The sequence below is a fragment of the Streptomyces sp. SLBN-118 genome, from assembly GCF_006715635.1.
Lineage (GTDB): Bacteria > Actinomycetota > Actinomycetes > Streptomycetales > Streptomycetaceae > Streptomyces.
On record NZ_VFNP01000001.1, the window covers coordinates 15,626 to 35,267 of the forward strand.

The following is a 19,642-nucleotide window of genomic DNA, read 5'->3' on the forward strand; positions in this document are numbered from 1 at the left end:
ATGTTCCGTCCAGACCGCGGCACCCTCCGCTCGGCCGGTTTCGTCCTGCTGCTCACCGGCGTGTTCGTCATGGTGAACAGCCAGGTCGTGTATGCGGCGAGCAGCGACAGCGAGACCGGTGACCTCCTCGCACCGTTGAACATCACCTCCTCCGAGGGGGTGCCGATCAACGGCTACGAGCTGAACTCCGAGGGCGGCTCCATCGTCGCCTTCAAGACGCAGTCCCTTGCCTTCGCCCTGTCCGGCCTCTTCACATTCATCCGGCTGCTGGTCGGGCTGGCCGGGTGGGCGATCGAGGTCGCCTTCCGGTTCCCGCTGCTGAAGATCCTGATCCGTCCGGCGCAGAAGGTCGCCGACGCCTACGACAACGTGGTCGTCGACACGCTCGGGCTGAAGGGGCTGTTGCTGGCCTGGGCGTTCGTGTTCGCCGGGTTCATGATCGTGCGCGGCCGCGTCGGCCGCGGTCTGGGCGAAATCTTCCTGACCCTGCTGATCGCGGCGTTCGCCGCCAGTGCGTTCGTCCGCCCCGACTACCTGCTCACCCAGGACGGCCCGCTGGGGCAGTCCCAGCAGGTGGCCGCCGAGGTCGCCCAGCAGAGTGTCAACTCCTACGACTGGGGCGGCAAGCTGGCCAGCCGTGGCCCCTGCGACGGCATGGCCGGCATGCAGGAGGTCAAGTGCCAGGAGCGTGAAGTTGAAGCCCCTGTTTCCTCGACGGACGTGGCCCGCCCGATCCAGGACTCGGTCACCAACGCGCTGATCGTCAAGCCGTACATGCTGCTGCAGTACGGGCGCATCCTCGACCCGGCCAAGGAGGCCGACCGCAAGGCCTACGCGGTCCATCTGAAGTGGATCACGGGCGGCTACGAAGAAGAGAAGAAGAAAGACGATAAGTGCGATCTCGTGCGCGGGCCCCTCAGGGACTACTGCAACAACGGCGATGAAAACCCCAAGCACCCCGGCGAACTGCCGCCGCTCACGGCGGGCGAGGCGTTGCTGGAGAGCGGTACAAGCGCCGTCCTGAGCAAAGAAGACCAGCAGTTCGCCGCCTTCCTCAACGACCTCGAGGACGCCGGCCCCGTCGGCAAGGCGTGCGCCGAGTACGCCAAGACGCCCACATGGTGGCGTGTGGGCGGCGCCGTGCTGCTGCTGATCGCCGCTCTGTTCATCTGCGGCATGCTCCTCTCCAGCGCCATCGTGATGCTCGGCACCCAGGGCATCTGCGCGGCGGCCGCGGCGGCGGGCGGTGTCACCTTCATCGCCGCCATGCTGCCCGGGCCACCGCGCCAGAGTGTGTGGAAGTGGTTGTCGGTGTGGGGCATCGCGGTCCTGACGCTGGTCGGAGTCTGCGCCTTCGTCCCGTTCTTCGGCATCGCTGTGGACGCCACCATCACCAACGGGCCCGACCTGATGGTGGAACGAATCCTGCTGATCGACGTGCTGGCCATCGCCGGCGCGGCCGGACACCGTCGACTGCTGACCGGGATCACCTCCTTCGGGCGGCGCATGGCCATGCGGATGCGCTACGCCAAGGTCGGCGGCACCCACATGCCGGGCGACACCTCCGAGCTCGGTGCCGCGCTCGCCATGAACTCCCCTGCCGCGATGGGCGGCTACGGAGGCGGACTACGCGCCTTCACCGGCGGCGGAGGTGGCAGGTTCGGGCTGCTGGGCACCCGCCAGCGCCTGATGGGCGCGCTCACCTCCCTCGTCGACGGCGCCGGCATGCCCGTCGACACCGGCGCGATGCTCGCCTACGCCACGGCCGAAGCCGGACGAGGTCTCGCCCCGCTCACTGCGGCGGCAGCCGTGGGCGGGCTGGGGGCTCGGCTGGGTGTGAAAGGAGCCGGCTGGTTGCTGATCGGCAAGCGCCCGGACAGGGAAGAGCTGGCCAAGTGGCGCAAGCCGGCCGCCGACGGCGACCCGCCCACGGGCGGCCCCCGGGATGACGGGCCGAACGGTTCGGGCGGTGGCGGGCCACGCAGGCCCGGAGGCCCGCCCGACCGGTATCGCAACGACGACGGCCAGGTTGTCGACCGCAACACCGGCCAGGTGCTGCACGACCAGAACACCGACCGCACCCTGCTGTCGACGCGCGCCCACAACCGCCTGGTCCGCTTTCGCGGTTACCGCATTCTCAACCGGGGGGGCCGGGCCGCCTACGGATCGACGGTCGGTCTGCCGGCGAACGTCCGCCGGGCCCGGTCGGGTGGCTCGGACTACTCCCAGGACGTCCGCCAGCAGGTACGGGTATGGGGCAACACGATCCGCGAGGACGGCCGGGCCTGGGGGGAGACGGGGCGTCATGTGTCCCGTGTCCTGCGGGAGAACACCGACGACAGCGGCGGGCCCGGCCCCTTCGTCAGCCATCGCCTGCCGACCCGGACGGCGCCGCCTCAGCCTCCGCCACATTCCTCCAGTTCCACGGGCCCCACGAGTCATTCCTCACCGCGGTCCAGCGCGCCCACGTCCACGCCGTCGGCCCCGCCGACGTCCCCGCCGCGGCTCGGCGGCGGTGCGCCCCGGCGTCCGGCAGGCCCGGCACCGACCAGGTCCGGGCCGGTACTTCCCGGAGGCGGAGGCGCAAGCAGCAGTACCCGTGACGAGGCGCGCGCCAGGTTCCAGGAACTGATGCGTCGGACCGCGCCCCGCGCCGAGAGGCGGCGCGAAGAGTGGGAATGGGACTCCTGGCCGCCAGAAGACGGTGAGGACGAGTGAGGCCGGCCCGGCGCCGCATGGCGCGGTGCGGGTGTGTGGTGGTGCTGTTGCTGTTCGCCGTCGTGTGCTGTGTCGCGTCGGCGGGGAACGCGATCAGCGCGTATGTCGCGCTGAAGACGGGTGCGCAGGGCGACGGAGGGATTGCCGAGGGCGGCACGGCCGCGGACATCCCGCCGCGGATGCTGACTGCCTACCAGAAGGCAGTCCAGCAGGTCGGGAAGCATGTGCCGAAGTGTCAGGGCATGCGCTGGCCGATCCTCGCCGGGATCGCCAAGGTCGAGTCCAACCACGCCGTCGGCCGCAACATCGCCGACAACGGAGACATTCGCCCGCGCATCTACGGGGTACTCCTCAACGGTTCCGGCGCCGGCGGCAACACCACCGTCTTCCCGGACACCGACAACGGCCGCTGGGACGGCACCGCGAACGGGGAGCGCGCAGTCGGCCCCTTCCAATTCCTGCCTTCCACCTGGGAGGGCACCGGGAAGGACGCAGGGGGCGACAAGACCGCTGACCCGCACAACGCCGACGACGCAGCGCTCGGCGCCGCGATCTACCTGTGCGGCAACGGCCGTGACCTGACCAAGCGTGCCCAGCTCAAGGCCGCGATCCTGCAGTACAACCACTCCAGCGAGTACGTCGCCAACGTGCTGGGCTGGATCGACCAGTACACGGCGGCCGCCAAGGACCCGAACCTGAAGAACGTCTCCGGGAAGGTCCGCACGGTGATCGAGGTCGCACTCTCCCAGCGGGGGGTGCCGTACTCGTGGGGCGGCGGCAACGCCAAAGGCACGTCGTACGGCATCTGCTGCTCACCGAGCGGAAAGAGCGGCGCGAGCATCAAGGGCTTCGACTGCTCGGGGCTGACCACTTATGCGTACGCCAAGGCCGGTATCCAACTGCCGCGCACCGCGGCCGCGCAGGCCGGGGAGGGCCAGCGGATCCCCGCCAGCCTCGGAAAGAGCGCCCTCAGGCCAGGTGACCTCGTCTTCTACGCCTACGCCCCCGGACGCGATTCCACGATCTACCACGTCGGGATCTACGTCGGCAGCGGGCAGATGATCAACGCCGCGCGCCCGGGCACCGTCGTCCGGCTGGACGCGGTCAATGCGATGTCCGGTTTTGCGGGAGGGGCTCGGCTGCTATGACGACGTCCTCGCCGCGCTCGCCCCGCCTGCTGCTGATCGCCACCCTGGTCCTGGCCGTGGCCGGGGTCGTCCTGCTGGCCCTGCCACACCCGCCCAACGCATCCGATTCCCCAACCCTGCCGCCCGGGGCCGCGTCCGAAGCCAGCGCCTCAGCCTCACCCGCCAGCGGGCACCGTGCGGCAAGCCGCGCCCCCGCGTCGGACACGACGGCCGCTACGCCGACCACGTCGGCCATCGCTCCAGCGCTGCCGCCGCACGGCGAGGGCGTGGCAGGCGATCGGGCTATCCAACAGGCCCTGGAGGCCGCCTGGCCCGCAGACCTTGCCGCCGACGAGGAGCGGCAGCTGTGCGCCGTCGGCCGTGCGCTGCTGCGGGCGGACACCACCGGGGTCGGCCGCGCGAAGTGGCCAACAGTCTTCGTCGACCGGGATAAGGCGGTCGCCCCGGCGTTCGCCACCGCCCGCTTCCGCGTCCAGGCCGTCATCGCCCGCCGCGACGGCGTCGGCCGGGCGGTGGTGCACCTGGTGTGGGCGGGCACCGACCGCGGCGGCACCTACACCGACGGCCGCATCACCGAGCTGCACTTCACCCGTACGACGTCGAAGAAGGAAGGAGGCTCCACGTGGACTCCGCAGCCCCGTACGTAACCGATCGGGCCGATGACACGGCGGCAAGCCAGGTACTCGGCCTGCTCACCGGCCTGGTCAACGCCGCTGACTGGCTCTACGACCACTGGTACCTGCTCGCCCTGGCCATTGCGGTGACCTGGGGCGTCGGCGAGATCGTCGTGCGCCGGCTCGCAGCACGCGCCTCGGTCGAGCGGATGGCCCTGGAGCTGGTGTCCAACCGGCACTTCGCCCCGAGCCTGGAGGAGATTTTCCGCCGCGGCGTACAGCTCGCCCGCGCGTCCACGGCCATGCCCTGGTGGGCGCCCCGCAGGGCGAAAGCCGTGCAGATCCGGCTGCGCGCGGACGGCTCCAGCCCGCTGCGCTACCGCATCGAAGGCCCGGCCGGCGGCCAACGCCTGTTGTCCATCACCCCGTTCGGGCCGGACGTCACCGTCAATCAGGCCCGGCCGATCGTCGACGAGCCGCGCCGGCACGCCGTGCGGGCTGAGTTCATCCTGCGCGGCAAGCCCACCGCTCCCTTGCGGGAGGTGCCCCTCACCCCCGACCCGCTCCAGCCGCTCGTTGACGCCGTGTCCGACCTGCGCGCCGAGCTCGGCGACCTCGCCGAGATCCGGCTCGACATTCAGCGGGCCCCCAAATGGGCGCTGCGGGCGCGCCGCCTGCAGCTGATGGGAGCCGCGCGCCGGTCCGAACGTCGGGAGGCCCAGCGGGCCGCCCGCTGGCTGCGGCAGGACGCCAGCGGCATCGAGGACTCGATGGGCTGGCAGCTGCAGCAGCTGCTCAGCGACAAGCCCAGCTCGGGCGCCGGACGGCGGCTGGTCATGCCGCCAGTGCCCCGCCGGGTCGAGCCGGCCGAGGCGCTGGGCAAACTCGCCGACGACGACCACCTCGTCCGGGTCCAGCTGCTCGTGATGTGTGCCTCGAACACCGAGGGCCGCGCCCAGGCACGGCTCGCCCAGCTCCAGGCCGCGTTCGACGTGTTCGGCGGCCGCTCACGGTGGGCCATGCGCGGATGGCGCCTGGGACCGTGGCGGGTGGGAGCCGACCACTGGCCCACGCGCCACGGTTTCGAGCGCCGATGGAATCTGGGGCACTGCCAGCCACCACGCGCCAACTGGGTCCGGCTGGAGGAACTGACCGGCCTGCTCAAGCCACCCACTGCGCACTGCCGTTTGCCCGTGCTCGCCGGTGACCTGCCGACCTTCGAATTTGGTGAGCCGGAGCTGCTGCTGCAGGGCATCTACCGGGGCCCGGACGGACGGGAGCGCCTGGTCGCCACCTACGCCGAGGAGACGCTGTTCGAAGTTGGGGTGGGCAAGGCCGGCGGCGGCAAGACGGAACGCGCGCTGGCGCAGGCGATCGGCTGGGCGCATGCCGGTGGCGGGTTGCTGTTCCTCGACCCGCACCGTGACTCCTGGCCGCGCGCCACCACGTTCCTCGCGCACGAGACCCTCATGGGGCGCATCGCGCTGATCGACCTCAACGGCCTCGGGCCCTCCCCGCGGGTGAGTGCGTGGAATCCGCTCGGCATGCACCAGGGCCCGGCGGCGCACGAGGTCGTCGAGGCGATCACCGACGCCTACGCTTCCGTGCTGGGCTGGGACGACGTGAGCGCGCCGCGCGCGATCACCATCCTGACCGCCGCGCTGGCCGTCCTGGTCGCCATCAACGAGGCCGCCTGCCAGGCCGGCCGTCCCGAGGACCAGTCCACGATCTTCCACGTACGGGCGCTGCTCTCCGATGCAACGTTCCGCCGGGCTGCGCTCGGCGCGGTGGCGGGCCGCCTGAACGAGGAAACCCGCGCCTGGTGGCAGGTGGTGTTCCCGACACTGCCGCCCGACGCGTTCGCCGTGGTCCTCAACCCGATCGCCCGGCTGGCCTCCAATCCGGTCACCCGTGCATTCCTCGGCCAACCGGTCGGGGTCTACAACATCCGCGCAGCGATGGACAGTCGGATGATCGTGTGGGTCTGCCCGGGCGGCAACGGTCCCACCGACCGGCTGGTGACCGCGCTGCTCGCCCGCGATCTGCTGCGAGCTGTGCGCTCGCGCCGCGATACCCCGGAGGACAAGCGGGTGCCGTTCCGCCCGTACTTCGACGAGCTGATCACACTGACCGGTGCCGCACCGGAGACGTTCGCGAGCATGTTCGAGGACTTCCGCAAGTACAAGTGCCAGGTCCACGGCATGACTCAGCTGTTGGCCCGCCTTCCAACGCCGGTGCGGCTGTCCCTGGTACAGAACGCATCCACGCTGGCCACCACCGCCGGGTCGAAGTCCGCGATCGCTCCGATCACCGCGGAGTGGGGCGACAACCCCAGCCCTGACCGGGTCGCCACCATGGAGCGGTTCGAGCACTACGTCTCCCTGAACGTGCACGGGCGCCGGGTCGGACCGGTACAGCTGCGCGGGCCTCATCTCGACGCGGTCTTCGCCCCTCAGGCCCGCCCTCGGCAGGTCCCCGCGCTGGAGCAGGCCGCCCTCGCGAACGCCAGAGCACTCCCCCTTGACCAACTCACCGACCGCGCCGCCGAACAGTTCGGCCGCGTCGCCGCCTTCCTCGCCGAGCACTCCCCTGCCGGCGCCGCCCCGGTACCTCTGTCGAAGGAGGTGTACGAGTGACCGCTTGCCCAGCCGCAGGACCGATCGAACTGTGCCGCGACCGGCGAGTTCCGCCCCCTGGACCGAGCGGTGACCCGCATCAGGCCGCGGCCGAATGTCGCAGCCTTGCAACTGCTCCCGCGAACACTTGAGATTTGCGTACGCGAACCAGTAATTTACTGCTGCACTGTGGGGCGCGAGGCCAAAAGTGCCCTGTGTGCACTGAACTTAGGGGATGCCAGATGACACTAGCTACTGACGAAGTTCGCAGCACCGAAGAGTGCGTCGAAGGAGTGTGGCCCGTCCGCACGCGGGCCGTCTCGTACGTCGGAAGCGCCTGTGTGGTCGAGGGGCTCGGTGACTTGGACCTGGACGACCTGGACCTGGTGCGCGGTCAGTACCCGGGCCGGCGCGTCACGCTCGACGGAGACGTGATCACGGTATGGCCAACCTCCTCCGCCTGACCGGAGGGAGGGCTCCTTCTCTGCGGCTTCGGGGTGCGACGTCCGGTCGCACCCAGTCCCACGGAGGCCCGCCACCGAATGGAACAGGCGGGTCAAGATCTCTTTCTCGCGCACAGCGGACTCGCAGGGTCCGTGCGGCCCGACGAGCAAGTCTGATCGGGTGTTGGCGGGACGAGCGAATACACACGACTACAAATCGACATCCAGTTTCGAAAGTGACCGGATACGTCCCGAGTTGTACGAGTGAACTCAATTATCGAGGTGGGAAGTTGACTGGCATATGCGTAGCCTTACGGTCACGCAAACGCATTACCGCTGCTGGACCAGGCCGCGGTTCTGGGCCGTCGTATGTCGGAGGGCCGGGGCAGCGGTCGCACCGCACCGCGTCGTACGGGGAGACAACGTGACCGCAACACAACCGCGCTCTTCACGGATCAGGATCGCCGCTGCTCGCACCCGGAAGCACGCAACCGCCCTGCTTCTGGCAGGCAGTCTGGTGGCGATGGCCGGCTGTAGCGACGGCGACGCGGACGCGTCACCGTCCAAGAGCCCTACTCAAACGGCCGGTTCGTCGTCCCCCAGTTCCACCGCCGACGCCGAGGACGCTGCTGTCATCGCGGCGTACACCAGCTCATGGGACGCGCAGACCGAGGCCTACAAGAAGGCAACCTCCGCAGGCACCGACCTGAAGAAGAGCACCACTCTCCAGGCCCTGGCCGACATCGAGAAGGACTTGTCAGCCATGCGGCGGGCCGGACAGGTGACGACCGGGAAGCCCCTCATCCATCCGAAGGTCGTCAAGGTGACCGACGCTGCGATCCCCAAGGCCACGGTCGCGGACTGCGTCGACACAACGAACTGGATGCTGATCGACAAGACCTCGAAGAAGGAGGTCCCGCTGCCATCGGAGCGACTCACCAGGTACGTCAGCACCGCAACGCTGGAAAAGTGGGGGAAGACGTGGATGGTCACAAAATTGACCGCTCAAGATCAAGCCTGCTGACCCGACGCCTCGCCGTACTCACCGGCGCCCTCGTCCTGGCCTCAGCCGGTACCGCGCACGCCGACGACGACCCCGATGTCGATGCGGGCAAGTGCGAGGTCATCAAGTTCTGCGTCGGCGCCGGTGTCGACGACGAGACCGATGGGAGTGATGGGCAGGCGGGCGGCTCGCAGGGCGGCAGCGACAGCAAGCTGAAGTGCAAGCTGGTGAAGGTGGACCCGGAGCCGCCGGCCAACCATCCGGCCTGGAAGGGCGCCGACCCCAAGACGAACGACCTGTACTTCCGCGAGTGTTCGGACGGTGGTCAGAACAACCCGGACGGTTTCGTCGTCGTACCGCCGGGCCAGCCCGCGCCCCAGGTGGATCCGCAGGACCTGGCGCAGCGCGCGGTCGACTCGATGACGCTGCTCGGCCCGGACATAGCCAGCCCGAAGGCGGCGGGGAAGTACACCGTCGGTGTCCCGACGTGGATGTGGGTCAACCAGAGCGCCACGACCTTCGGGCCCAACACCGCGACGGCCTCCGCGGGCGGAGTGACCGTCACCGCGAAGGCGAAGGTGTCGAAGATCGTGTGGCAGATGGGCGACGGTGCCTCCGTGACGTGCAACGGCCCGGGCACGCCCTACCAGGCGTCCGAGGGCATGGCCCAGTCACCGACCTGCGGGCACGTGTATTCCAAGACCTCAGCCGGTGCCAAGAACGGCAAGCACCAGGTGACCGCGACCTCGACGTGGACGATCGACTGGCAGGGCGGCGGAGCGGCCGGCCAGCTCACCGAGATCCGGCAGACCAACGTGCAGGTGGCGATCGGCGAGCTGCAGGTCGTCAGGTAACGCCGCCGGAAGGGCAGAACGTTGAGCGAGACCCAAGAACGTGTAGACGCAGCAGGCTCGAACGGAGTCCCCCAACAGGGACGCGTAGCTGGACCCGTCACTCCCCCGCGGGTGTCGGCCCGCAGGCGCCGACCGGGTGTCATTGCCCTGTCGCTGGCGCTGATCGCCGCGGGAGGCGCCGGTGTTGCCGTCCTGCTGCTGCAGGTCGGCAACCGTACCGAGGTGGTGACCGTGGTCCGTGACGTCCAGGTTGGCCAGGTCCTCACCGAAGACGACCTGGGCAAGGCCTCCCTAGCCCTGGACCCTGCCGTAAAGGCGGTTCGCAGCGACGACCTGGACTCGGTGGTGGGCAAGCGGGCCGCTGTAGAGCTCAAGCCGGGCTCTCTCCTCGCCCCGTCACAGGTGACGAAGGACTCGCTGGTGAGGGCCGGCGAGCAGTTGGTGCCGATCGGCCTCGAGCCCAAGCAGATCCCGGCCACCGCGCTGGTGCCGGGCCAGAAGGTGCAGCTGGTGCACGTCCCGGCCCAGGGCGCGACGGACACCGGCAAGACGTCCGACGCCGCGCCGCAGACCATCGACGGACGGGTCGTGAAGGCCTCGAGCGCAGCCCCCGGCACCGGAATCGTGGTCGTCGACGTCGCCACCACCGCGAAGGACGGCTCCACCGCTGCCGCATGGGTGTCGGCCAACACGCTGCGCCTGGTCCTCGCCGCTGCGGACGGTAGCTGATGGCTGTCATCGCACTGGCAGGCTGCAGTGGCGCGCCCGGCGTGACCACGAGCGCTCTCGCCTTGCTGCTGTCCTGGCCGCTGGAGCCGGGCCGGCGGATGATCCTGGCCGAGTGCGACCCGGACGGCAGCGCTGTACTGCACGGGCTGTTGCAGGGCACGCTCGGCGACCGGTACGGGCTGCGGAACCTCTCGGTCGCCGCCCGACAGGGCGACCTCGGCGACGCCTTCTGGCGTCAGCTGATCGACCTGAGCAGCGAGGACGGGAAGAAGGAGTCGCCGCATGACCGGTTGCTGCTGCCGGGCATCACCGATCCTGCGCAGGCGGCAAGCATGGGCTCGGTATGGAAGGCCCTGGGGAGCATCTTCCGCGGCATCGAGGCCGAGCACGGCCACGACGTCCTGATCGACCTCGGGCGCCGGGGGGCCTTCGGCCCGTCCGGTGTCCTGGCCGAGCAGGCCGACGCCGTGTTCGTGGTGGTGCGCAACACCCTGCGCTGCCTGCAGGCAGCCGAGGGCCGGGTGCGCGCGCTGGAGGAGCGGGTCGGTGACGTCAGCGTATTGATGATCAACGAGGGTCCGTATCCGGCAGGCGCGGTGCAGCGGGTTCTGCAGGTGCCGGTGGTGGCGACCCTGCCGTACGCGCCGGACGACGCCCGTGTGCTGTCGGACGGCGCGGAGCAGCCCCGTCGTTTCACCAAGTCGCCGCTGATGAAGGCCGCCCGTACGGGCAGCACGCTGATGGTGCAGCGGGCCGCGGTGCGGCGGGCCCGCCTCGATCCGGCCGGCGTGCGTGCCACAGGTGGGGAGGTGACCCGTGCGCGCTAGGCCTCTGCACCCCAATCCCACGGCGGCTCCGGCGCCCGGCCGCCCCCAGCCGGCGTGGCCCCGCCAGGCGAACGGCGCACCTGCCCCCGCCGGTGCTGCGGCGAGTACGCATGTCCTCGGCGCCGCGTCGCCTCAGGTCACCGTCGATTACAAGGTGGCCCGGCATATCGCGGCTCAGGTGGCCAAGCAGCGCGAGGAGCTGCTGAAGACGACGCCTGATATGGACCGGGCGAGCGAAGAGCAGCGCTGCCTGGACTGGATCAATGAGGCGGTCGCCCTGTGGTCGGATGCCCAGGCGATGGCGCCGCAGGAAGACGAAGCACTGCGGCGTGCCGTCTATGACCTGCTCTTCCGTGCCGGACGGTTGCAGCCGTACCTGGACGATGACCGGGTCGAGGACATCATCATCCAAGGGCCGGACGAGGTGTGGCTCGACTACGGCGACGGCGAACGCCGCATGGTCGGGCCGATCGCGGACTCGGAAGAGGAACTGCTGGAGCTGCTGCGGGAGTTGGCGCGGGGGTCCGGGCACAACGAGCGCACCATCTCGACGGCGAACCCCACCCTGGCTCTGTCCCTGCAGGACGGTTCCCGCCTGCAGGCCATCACCGGGCTCGGGCCGATGACCTATGCCGTCATCCGCCGGCACCGGGTCTCCCACGCCGATCTGGACGACCTGCTCCGGCTGGGCACGATCGACCCGATCCTGCGCGATTTCCTCGGCGCGTGCGTGCGCGCGGAGAAGAACATCATGATCGCGGGGAAGCAGAAGGCCGGGAAGACCACCTTGCTGCGGGCGATGCTCAAGGAGTTCGACCCCGAGACACGGTTTGCCACCATCCAGACCGAGGACGAGCTGTTCGCCCACGCCAACGGCTACCACCGCCAAGTCGTCTCCCTGGTCGGGCGCGAGTCCAATGGAGAGAAGGACGTCACCGGCCGCGGCGCCGGCGAGGTCACCCTCTTGGACCTGATGCACCCGGCGCTGCGCATGTCGCTGGAGCGGATCGTGGTCGGCGAGGTCCGCGGCCCCGAAGTCGTCGCCATGATGCAGGCGCTGACGAACGGCTCGGGCGGCAACCTGTGCACCATCCACGCCCGCCGCCCGGACATCATCTTCGACCGGATCGCCGAGCTGTACGCGCTGGCCCAGGACAACCTGTCCGAGCAGCTCGCCTACCGGCAGACCGCCAACGGCCTGGACTTCATCGTGTACATCGACATGACGGATGAGACGCAGATCGGCGGCCGCCGCCACCGCTATGTCAGCCACGTCCTGGAGCTGACCGGGATCGGTGAGTCCGGCCGCCCCGCCACCAACGAGGTCTTCTCCCCCGGCACGGAGTTCGGCGAGCTGCGCGCAGTACCGCGGATGGACCCGGGCTGCATCGACGACCTGCGCCGCGTCGGTTTCGACTCGGCACTGCTGCAGCAGCCCTACGGGGCCTGGCAGGCCCCGCTGCCGCTGAAGGTGGGCGTGAGCCGATGACCCTGTTGTGGGGACTGCTCAGCGGCATGGCCGTCATCGGCGGACTGATCGGTGTCGTGGCCGGGATCGTGGGCACCACTGCGCCGCGCCGGGCGGCGCTGCTCCAGCGGTGGCGGTCTTGGGGCGCCGGGAAGGACCTGGGCCAGGACGTTCGGCTGCGCCGGCGGACCCTTACGGTCGCGGCCGTCGTGGTCTTCGTGACGGTGTGGCTGGTCTCGGGGAACTTCGTGGGCGGTGCACTGCTCGGCGCGGCCTTCATCGGCGTGCCCTGGCTGCTCACCCCGGGGCAGATGGCGCAGAACCGCATCGGCCAGCTGGAGGCTCTCAGCGAGTGGACCCAGCGGCTGGCCGGCCTCCTCCGGCTGGGCATGGGTCTCGAACAGGCGATGATGACCAGCCGTAAGGGCGCGCCGGACGAGCTTGCTCCGCAGATCATCAACCTGTCCGACCGTCTGCGCCTGGGCTGGCGACCGGAAGCAGCGCTACGCGCGTTCGCCGATGAACTGGACGATGTGACCGCGGACAAGGTGGTCGCCGCGCTGATCCTGTCGGTCAACGACCGCGGTCCGGGCCTGGCTCAGGCGCTGGAGGACCTGGCGGGCACGGTCCGCGACGAGGTCGCCAAGAAGCGCGCCATCGAGGCGGACCGGGCGAAGCCGCGGACCACGGTGCGGTGGATGACCATCATCACCGTGGGCGTCGTGGTGGCCGGCTTCTTCGTGCCGTCCTACACGAAGCCGTACTCCACGCTCCTGGGACAGCTGCTGCTCGCCTTCCTGATGGCCGGGTTCGTCGGGGTGCTGACTTTGATGCGGCAGCTGGGTTCCTTCCGCCGTATCCCCCGCTTCATGATTACCGACCCGTTCAGCACAGTCCGGCTGCCCGCGCCCTCGGCGGATTCTGACGTGCCGGTCGCTGGCCGTGAGACGGAAGGAGTGACCTCGTGAACCTGCTCCCCGTCGTTCTGACCGGCGGGACGGTCGGCGCTGGCCTCGCCCTGCTGGTGCGGGAACTCCTGCGCCCCCAGCCCGCGTTGGGGCCGGCCCTCGCGCGCAGCGCCCCGGCCACCTTGACCATGCCCGAACCGGAACTGGACCGCGAAGAGCGGTGGGGCCGGTGGCTGCTGGCCCGCCTCGAGCGCCTGCCCGGTGTCCGCATCCCCACCATCAACCTGGCGCTGCTCGGGCAGGGTCCGGGCCAGTTCATGCTCAAGAAGACTGCGCTCGCCGCTCTCGGCCTGCTCTGCCCGGTGATCGCGACGATTCCGTGGATCATCGCGGGTGTCTCCCTGCCGTTCTACGTGCCCGCCGGCGTCGGACTCCTCATCGCGGGGCTGCTGTTCATCACGCCCGATCTCGCGGTGCGGGACCAGGCCAAGCGGGCGCGGGAAGAGTTCACGCACGCCCTGTCCGCCTACCTGGACCTGGTCGCGCTCAAGCGGGCCGCCGACGCCGGCCCCGCGGAGGCCCTGGAGAAGGCCGCCGAGGTCGGTCGCGGCTGGCCCTTCCTTTATCTGCAGGGCGCCCTGCGCCGGGCCCGGCTGGAGAAGATCCCGCCCTATCAAGCACTCACGGAGCTCTCCGCCGAGTACGACCTGCCTGTCCTGGACGACGTCGCCGACATCATGCGGGGTTCGGCCACCGACGGCGCCGCCGTCTACAAGGCACTGCGGGCCCGCACCGCCGCGCTCAACGCCGAACTGCTGGCCGATCAGGCCGCGGAGGCCAATGCCGCCAGCGAGAAGATGACCGCTCCGGGAGCCCTGCTCGCCGTCTTGGTCATGCTCCTGATGGCGTTCCCTGCGGTCATCCGCATGCTTACCGTCTAAGACCACCTCGACTCGCTGAACCGCTGAAGGAGCAAGGAGTACCGATCATGAAGCACACCGCAGCCCGTACCTACCGTGCGGTGCACTGGATGACCACGCGTTGGCAGGAGAGACTGGAGGAGGTTCGGCGTCGGCCGGACCGCGGCGACATCAGCATCACGACCGTCATCATCTGGGTCGCCGCCGTCACCGGCGCTCTGCTGATCGCCGGGACCATCGCCATCGTGATCGTTAAGTACAACGGCAGGCTCTCCGGGCTGTGATGGCTCGTCCGGGGCGGCTGAAGTTCTGGTGGCGGGGGCGAAGGTGGCGCGACGACCGCGGTGACACCAGCATCCAGATGGCGATCATCTTTCCGTTCGTGCTGCTTGCCACGGTGGCCGTCATCCAGGCCTCCATGTGGTACTACGCACGGCAGATCGCGCTGACCGCTGCCCGTGAGGGTCTCACCGCGGCCCGTGCCTACGAGTCGAGCCCGGCCGACGGTGCGGCCCAGGCGCGGAACGTGCTGGGGCGCACCGCGGGTGACAGCCTGCGCGGCTACAGCGTCGTGGTGAGCAGCGACGGCCAGCGTGTGCGGGTGCAGGTCTCCGGAACGGCCATGTCGATGATCCCGGGGGTGTCAGGCCTGCAGGTCACGCAGTCTGCGTCCGGTCCCGTGGAGCGCTGGACGGTCCCGGGAGGGTGAACTACGTGCGATACATGGCCCGATGGGCTCACAGACTTCGCAGCGATGAGGGCAGTGCCGCGATCGAGGCGGCCATCATCGTCCCGTCGCTGATCATGTTCCTGTGTCTGGCGATCGCTGGCGGCCGGATCGTCACCTCCGGCTCGAAGATCGACTCTGCGGCCGAGGACGCGGCACGGGAGGCCTCCATTCACCGCACGGCGGGGGCCGCTCAGAGCGCCGCGCACGCGGCGGCCGCCGAATCCCTGAACGACCAGGGCATCACGTGCGCGTCGACCAGCGTCAGCGTCAACACCGGTGGTCTGAGCGTGCCGGTGGGCCAGGTCGGCACGGTGACCGTGACCGTGACCTGCACGGTCAACTTGTCGGACCTGCTGCTGCCGGGCGTGCCCGGGGCGCGGACGCTCACGTCGACGGCGACCTCGGTGGTGGATCAGTACAGGCAGCGAGGTGACTGATGTTCTTCCGGCAGATGGGGCTGCGCCGTGCACGGTGGGATGACCGGGGCGGCGTCACCGTGTTCGTCGCCGTGTGCGTCATCGCGCTGATCGGCATCATCGGCGTCGCCGTGGACGGCGGCGGCAAGATGCGTGCCACCGAGCGCGCCGACTACATCGCCGGCGAGGCCGCCCGGGCAGGCGGGCAGGCCATCGACCCCGCCGAGGCCATCAGCGGCAACGCGATCGTCGTGGATCCGCAGGACGCCCAGGCCGCAGCCCAGGCGTACTTGCGCTCCGCCGGCGCCACCGGCACGGTCAGCGTGTCCGGCGACGGCAAGACCCTCACCGTCACCGTCACCGGCTCGTACGACACGAAGTTCCTGTCGGCGGTCGGGATCGGCTCGTTGTCGGTGACCGGCCAGGGCAAGGCCACCCTCCTGCATGGCGTCACCGCTCCCGAAGGAAACTGATGCGCACCACCCACTCCCCCGCCGCAACGGTGGGCCGCACCCTGGCCCGTGTTCTCAAGGCCGTGGTGAGCCTGCTCGTTCTGGCCGCCGCGGTCGCGGGGCTGCCGTTGCTGCTGGCCTGGGTCACTCCGGTCATCTGGGCTTCCGCCCACGACGACCTCACGCACCTGCTGGACCGGCAGGACACGGGCGCGACGTTTTTGCTGCTGCTCGTCGCGGTGGGCTGGATCGGGTGGGCGCAGTTCAGTTTCTGCGCGGTACGCGAGCTGATCGCCCAGCTGCGGGGCCGGACCTGGCGCGCCCCGCGAGGGATGGGTGCCTCGCAGCGTGCCGCGGCCCTTCTCATCGGCAGCATCCTGGTGCTGCTGCCCACGAGTTCGGCCCTGGCCTCCGACGCCCAGGCCGCAGCGGCCACCACCGCAGCCCGCGTCCCCGGCCAAGCCCAGGGCCCGCAGGCCGCCGAGGCCGAGCAATCCCCGTCCTCCGCGAGGACGTCCGGTACTTCGTACACGGTGCGCGAGACGCGGCCCGCGGAGAGCCTGTGGGGCATCGCCGAACGGGAGTTGGGGGACGGCGAACGGTGGCGGGAGATTGCGAGCCTGAACGAGGGCCGCGTGATGGCCGACGGCCAGGTCTTCAAGGCCAACAGCTTTCTGCAGCCCGGCTGGCAGCTGGAGATGCCCGATACCGCCCCCGCGCCGGGAGGCGTCCGTACGCAGCTGGGTGCCAGCGCCCCGGCTGCCGCCGAAGAGAGCGCGCACGTCGTCACGGTCCACTCGGGCGACTACCTGTCGAAGATCGCTCAAAAGGAGCTCGGCGACGGCGACGAGTGGCCGCGCCTGTTCGAGGCCAGCCGGGGCAAGCCGCAGGCGGACGGCCTGCCCACCATCTCCGACCCGGATGTGGTCTACGCGGGACAGCAGGTCACTGTGCCCGGCGCCCAGCCCGACCAGCACGCGCCGCCGCAAGACAGCGACCACGGCGACGAGACGGACAACCACGAGACCACTCCCCCGGCCACGCAGAAGCCAGACGGCGAGCACAAGCCGGGCGATGGCGCGGGGGATGAGCAGGCACCCGCGCCGGGCAACACCACAGCGCCCGCGCCCGAGTCGTGGGTCCCCGGCACACCGAGCAGCCGACCGGCCGAGCAGCCGGGGCAGCACCAGGGCTCTCCGTCCGCAACGGCTCCCGCGACGCCCCAGCCCAGCACCAGCGCCTCCTCCCCCGCCGCCACGCCGCCCGAGACGCCGGCGTCGGCTCCGCCCGGCAGCCCGCTGAACCTGCGCACCGTTCTGGGCGCTGGCGCGCTGCTGGCCGCCGCCATCACCGGTGCTCTCGCGCTGCGCCGGACGCTGCAGCGCCGCCGCCGCAAGCCGGGCGAGAAGATTGCCATCGCGGCGGAGACCTCTCCGGCAGAGGCCCAGTTGGCGGCGGCCGCCGAACCGGACGGTGCAGTCCGCCTGGACGCGGCCCTGCGGACCCTGGCCCACCAGGTGGCCCCACAAGAAGACGGTGCGGACCTGCCGCCATTGAGGGCTGCGCGGATCGGTGCCCGCACGGTGGAGGTACTTCCCGAGGACCTCGCCCAGGGGCCGCAGGCGCCCTTCGTCTCCGGGAAGGGCGGATGGTGGGTCCTGGCCGCCGACTCCGCCCTCTTGGACGAGGAGACCGCCCGCGAGGTGCCGGCGCCCTATCCGGGGCTGGTCACGATCGGCAGCACCGAGGAAGGCGACCTGCTGCTGCTCAACCTCGCCCGCGTGCCCGCCGTGCTGCTGGACGGCAACCCCCTCCACATCACCGAGATGTGCACCTCCCTCGCCCTCGAGCTCGGGATGAGCCCGTGGGCAAGCGAAGTCGAAGTCGTGACGGTGGGGTTCGGCCAGGACCTGCCGCAGTTGCTGCCCACCGCACGGATCGCCCACATGCGGCACGCCACGCACGCGCTGCGCGACTTGAGCGAACGGCTGCTGGAGGCACACCAGATGCCCGAAACCCAGCATCAGCCCTACCTGCTGCTGTGCGCGTCGTCTCTGGACCCGGACACCGCCTGCGAGTTCGCCGACGTCATCGACAAGGCCGGGACGGTTCCCGTCACGCTGGTCGCGCCGGCGAGTACGGCGGCCGCACACTTCCCGGAAGCCGAGATCCTCAATGCCTCGCCCAGCACACCGCAGCATCTCGACTCCGCCAATACCGACATCACGGTGCAGCGCCTGGAGCACGCCTCTTACCTCCAGATCACCACCGCGTTGAAGGTGTCCGCGCAGCCAGCGCACCCGGCCGAGGGCCCCTGGCAGGACGTCCCGGACGAGCCCGACAGCGTGCAGCAGCCCGAGCAGCCCACGCCGGAGGAATCCGCCGCGCCGGCGCCCAAAGCGGCCACGAGGCCCTCATCCACGCCGGCAGCAGACGTAAGCGGCGAGGTCTTTCCGGCCCTGCTCGCCGCCACCACCGATCCCTCCGCACCGCGTCTCCGGCCCACCACCGCACCGTCGCCCCGGGACGAGGAGGAACACGATCCGAGCGCCGACGCGCCGATGGGCCCGCCCGCAGAGGGTCCGCAGGCCCGGGACGCTGACGACGAACATGCCGCCGCGGACAGCACGGCGGCCGAAGCGCAGGAGGCTCATGACCCGCACGCGCCGGAGATCCGGGTCCTGGGCCCAGTCGAGGTGACAGGCGTGGACAGCACCGGCCACGGCCCGCGGATGGCACAGCTTGCCGCCTTGTTGTTCTTCCGGCCCGGGCGCAGTGCCGACGTCGTCTGCTCCGACATGGATCCCATCAGCCCCTGGACACCCAGTACCCTCAACGCCCGCCTGCAGGGCCTGCGCCGCTCCCTGGGCAGCGATCCCGCCGGCAACCCCTACGTGCCACGCCGCAAGTCCGGCGAAGACCCCTACCGGCTCTCCCCCGGCGTGCGCTGCGACTGGACCCGCTTACTGCACCTCGTCGAACGCGCACTGCCACTGGGCCCGTCCGGCCTGTCCGATCTGGAGAAGGCGCTCACTCTGGTCCGTGGCCGGCCATTCGGCGGCAAACCCCTTCCCTGGGCTGAGCCCTACCAGCAGGAGATGATCACGCGGATCATCGACATCGCGCACACCGTGGCCACCTACCGCACCCCTGCCGGCCAGCACCACGACCTCTCCGCGGCCCGCCAGGCCGTCGCGACCGCTCTCGAGGTCGACGACACGGCGGAGCTGTTGTATCGCGACTGGCTCCGGATCGAGCATGCAGCCGGGAACCGTCAAGGGCTGCACACCGCCATCACCCGCGTCCAACAGATCAACCGGGCGCTGGACTGTTCACTGGAGATCGAGACCGAGCAGCTCATCAACGAGCTCCTCAACGGCTCGGGCGAGGCGGTGCGCAAGGCCCTGTAGCCAACGGGGGCGCAAACCACGCCGGACAGCGGCGGTCAACGGTCTAGAGCGCGGTGTAGGTGCCCTTCTTCCAACCGGGCTGCCACCACAGCCACTCGACGAACGCGGTCAGCGAGCCGGGTGTGATGGCGGTGACGGGCAGTTCAAGCAGCGCGCAGAGCTCGTCCCACTGCTTCCAGTCGGCGGCGTAGGAGTCGCTGGTGTTCTGCGGCCGGAGGTTCTTCTCGTGCTGCGCGGATCGCTCCTCCAGCTCCTGGAGCTTGGCGCCCCACGACCGGTCCGGCCGACGCCGGCGGCACCAGCAGAGTGAGGGGCACGACGTAACGAACGTCCGTACTCGCCTCGGTCTGCTCCATGATGGCCCGCGCCACGTGTTTTGTAGCGTCT

General features: G+C 70.2%; 17 protein-coding genes. All 17 read left to right on the forward strand.

Annotated elements, in window-relative coordinates; genetic code table 11:
• The 17 genes from FBY35_RS00095 (at nucleotide 1) to FBY35_RS00175 (ending at nucleotide 19,255) form a co-directional block, all read left to right on the forward strand.
• On the forward strand, nucleotides 1-2,718 hold the full coding sequence (locus tag FBY35_RS00095; RefSeq protein ID WP_142211817.1) for a hypothetical protein: 2,718 nt from the start codon (nucleotides 1-3) through the stop codon (nucleotides 2,716-2,718).
• Between the two features lie 35 nt (nucleotides 2,719-2,753).
• Nucleotides 2,754-3,866, forward strand: coding sequence for a C40 family peptidase (locus FBY35_RS00100; protein ID WP_260848426.1), 1,113 nt, complete (start codon nucleotides 2,754-2,756; stop codon nucleotides 3,864-3,866).
• A complete protein-coding gene (locus FBY35_RS00105) occupies nucleotides 3,863-4,513 on the forward strand; it encodes a hypothetical protein (RefSeq protein WP_142211818.1) in 651 nt (216 codons plus the stop codon). The genes FBY35_RS00100 and FBY35_RS00105 overlap by 4 nt, the downstream gene beginning before the upstream one ends.
• Nucleotides 4,489-7,116: an ATP/GTP-binding protein gene (locus tag FBY35_RS00110; protein ID WP_142211819.1), complete on the forward strand. Its 2,628-nt coding sequence runs from the start codon at nucleotides 4,489-4,491 to the stop codon at nucleotides 7,114-7,116. The genes FBY35_RS00105 and FBY35_RS00110 overlap by 25 nt, the downstream gene beginning before the upstream one ends.
• A gap of 221 nt (nucleotides 7,117-7,337) precedes the next feature.
• Entirely contained in the window at nucleotides 7,338-7,559 is a 222-nt protein-coding gene (locus FBY35_RS00115; protein ID WP_142211820.1) for a hypothetical protein, read from the forward strand.
• 502 nt (nucleotides 7,560-8,061) lie between these two features.
• A complete protein-coding gene (locus FBY35_RS00120; RefSeq protein ID WP_142211821.1) occupies nucleotides 8,062-8,562 on the forward strand; it encodes a hypothetical protein in 501 nt (166 codons plus the stop codon).
• A complete protein-coding gene (locus FBY35_RS00125; protein WP_142211822.1) occupies nucleotides 8,520-9,395 on the forward strand; it encodes an ATP/GTP-binding protein in 876 nt (291 codons plus the stop codon). The genes FBY35_RS00120 and FBY35_RS00125 overlap by 43 nt, the downstream gene beginning before the upstream one ends.
• A gap of 111 nt (nucleotides 9,396-9,506) precedes the next feature.
• Nucleotides 9,507-10,124, forward strand: coding sequence for an SAF domain-containing protein (locus FBY35_RS00130; protein WP_142211823.1), 618 nt, complete (start codon nucleotides 9,507-9,509; stop codon nucleotides 10,122-10,124).
• Entirely contained in the window at nucleotides 10,124-10,951 is an 828-nt protein-coding gene (locus FBY35_RS00135) for a hypothetical protein (RefSeq protein WP_142211824.1), read from the forward strand. Before FBY35_RS00130 ends, FBY35_RS00135 begins: the two co-directional genes overlap by 1 nt.
• Complete coding sequence (locus tag FBY35_RS00140) at nucleotides 10,941-12,440, forward strand: CpaF family protein (RefSeq protein WP_142211825.1); 1,500 nt, start codon at nucleotides 10,941-10,943, stop codon at nucleotides 12,438-12,440. Before FBY35_RS00135 ends, FBY35_RS00140 begins: the two co-directional genes overlap by 11 nt.
• Nucleotides 12,437-13,387 carry a type II secretion system F family protein gene (locus FBY35_RS00145; protein ID WP_142211826.1) on the forward strand — a complete coding sequence of 317 codons (951 nt, stop codon included), beginning with the start codon at nucleotides 12,437-12,439 and terminating at the stop codon, nucleotides 13,385-13,387. The genes FBY35_RS00140 and FBY35_RS00145 overlap by 4 nt, the downstream gene beginning before the upstream one ends.
• Nucleotides 13,384-14,268: a type II secretion system F family protein gene (locus tag FBY35_RS00150; protein ID WP_142211827.1), complete on the forward strand. Its 885-nt coding sequence runs from the start codon at nucleotides 13,384-13,386 to the stop codon at nucleotides 14,266-14,268. Before FBY35_RS00145 ends, FBY35_RS00150 begins: the two co-directional genes overlap by 4 nt.
• Before the next feature lie 47 nt (nucleotides 14,269-14,315).
• A complete protein-coding gene (locus FBY35_RS00155; RefSeq protein ID WP_142211828.1) occupies nucleotides 14,316-14,531 on the forward strand; it encodes a hypothetical protein in 216 nt (71 codons plus the stop codon).
• A complete protein-coding gene (locus FBY35_RS00160) occupies nucleotides 14,531-14,956 on the forward strand; it encodes a TadE family protein (RefSeq protein WP_186356962.1) in 426 nt (141 codons plus the stop codon). Before FBY35_RS00155 ends, FBY35_RS00160 begins: the two co-directional genes overlap by 1 nt.
• 14 nt (nucleotides 14,957-14,970) lie before the next feature.
• Nucleotides 14,971-15,414, forward strand: a complete 444-nt coding sequence (locus FBY35_RS00165; protein WP_142211830.1) for a TadE/TadG family type IV pilus assembly protein — start codon at nucleotides 14,971-14,973, stop codon at nucleotides 15,412-15,414.
• On the forward strand, nucleotides 15,414-15,866 hold the full coding sequence (locus FBY35_RS00170; RefSeq protein WP_142211831.1) for a TadE/TadG family type IV pilus assembly protein: 453 nt from the start codon (nucleotides 15,414-15,416) through the stop codon (nucleotides 15,864-15,866). Before FBY35_RS00165 ends, FBY35_RS00170 begins: the two co-directional genes overlap by 1 nt.
• Entirely contained in the window at nucleotides 15,866-19,255 is a 3,390-nt protein-coding gene (locus FBY35_RS00175) for a LysM peptidoglycan-binding domain-containing protein (protein ID WP_142211832.1), read from the forward strand. Before FBY35_RS00170 ends, FBY35_RS00175 begins: the two co-directional genes overlap by 1 nt.
• Nucleotides 19,256-19,642 lie beyond the last annotated feature (387 nt).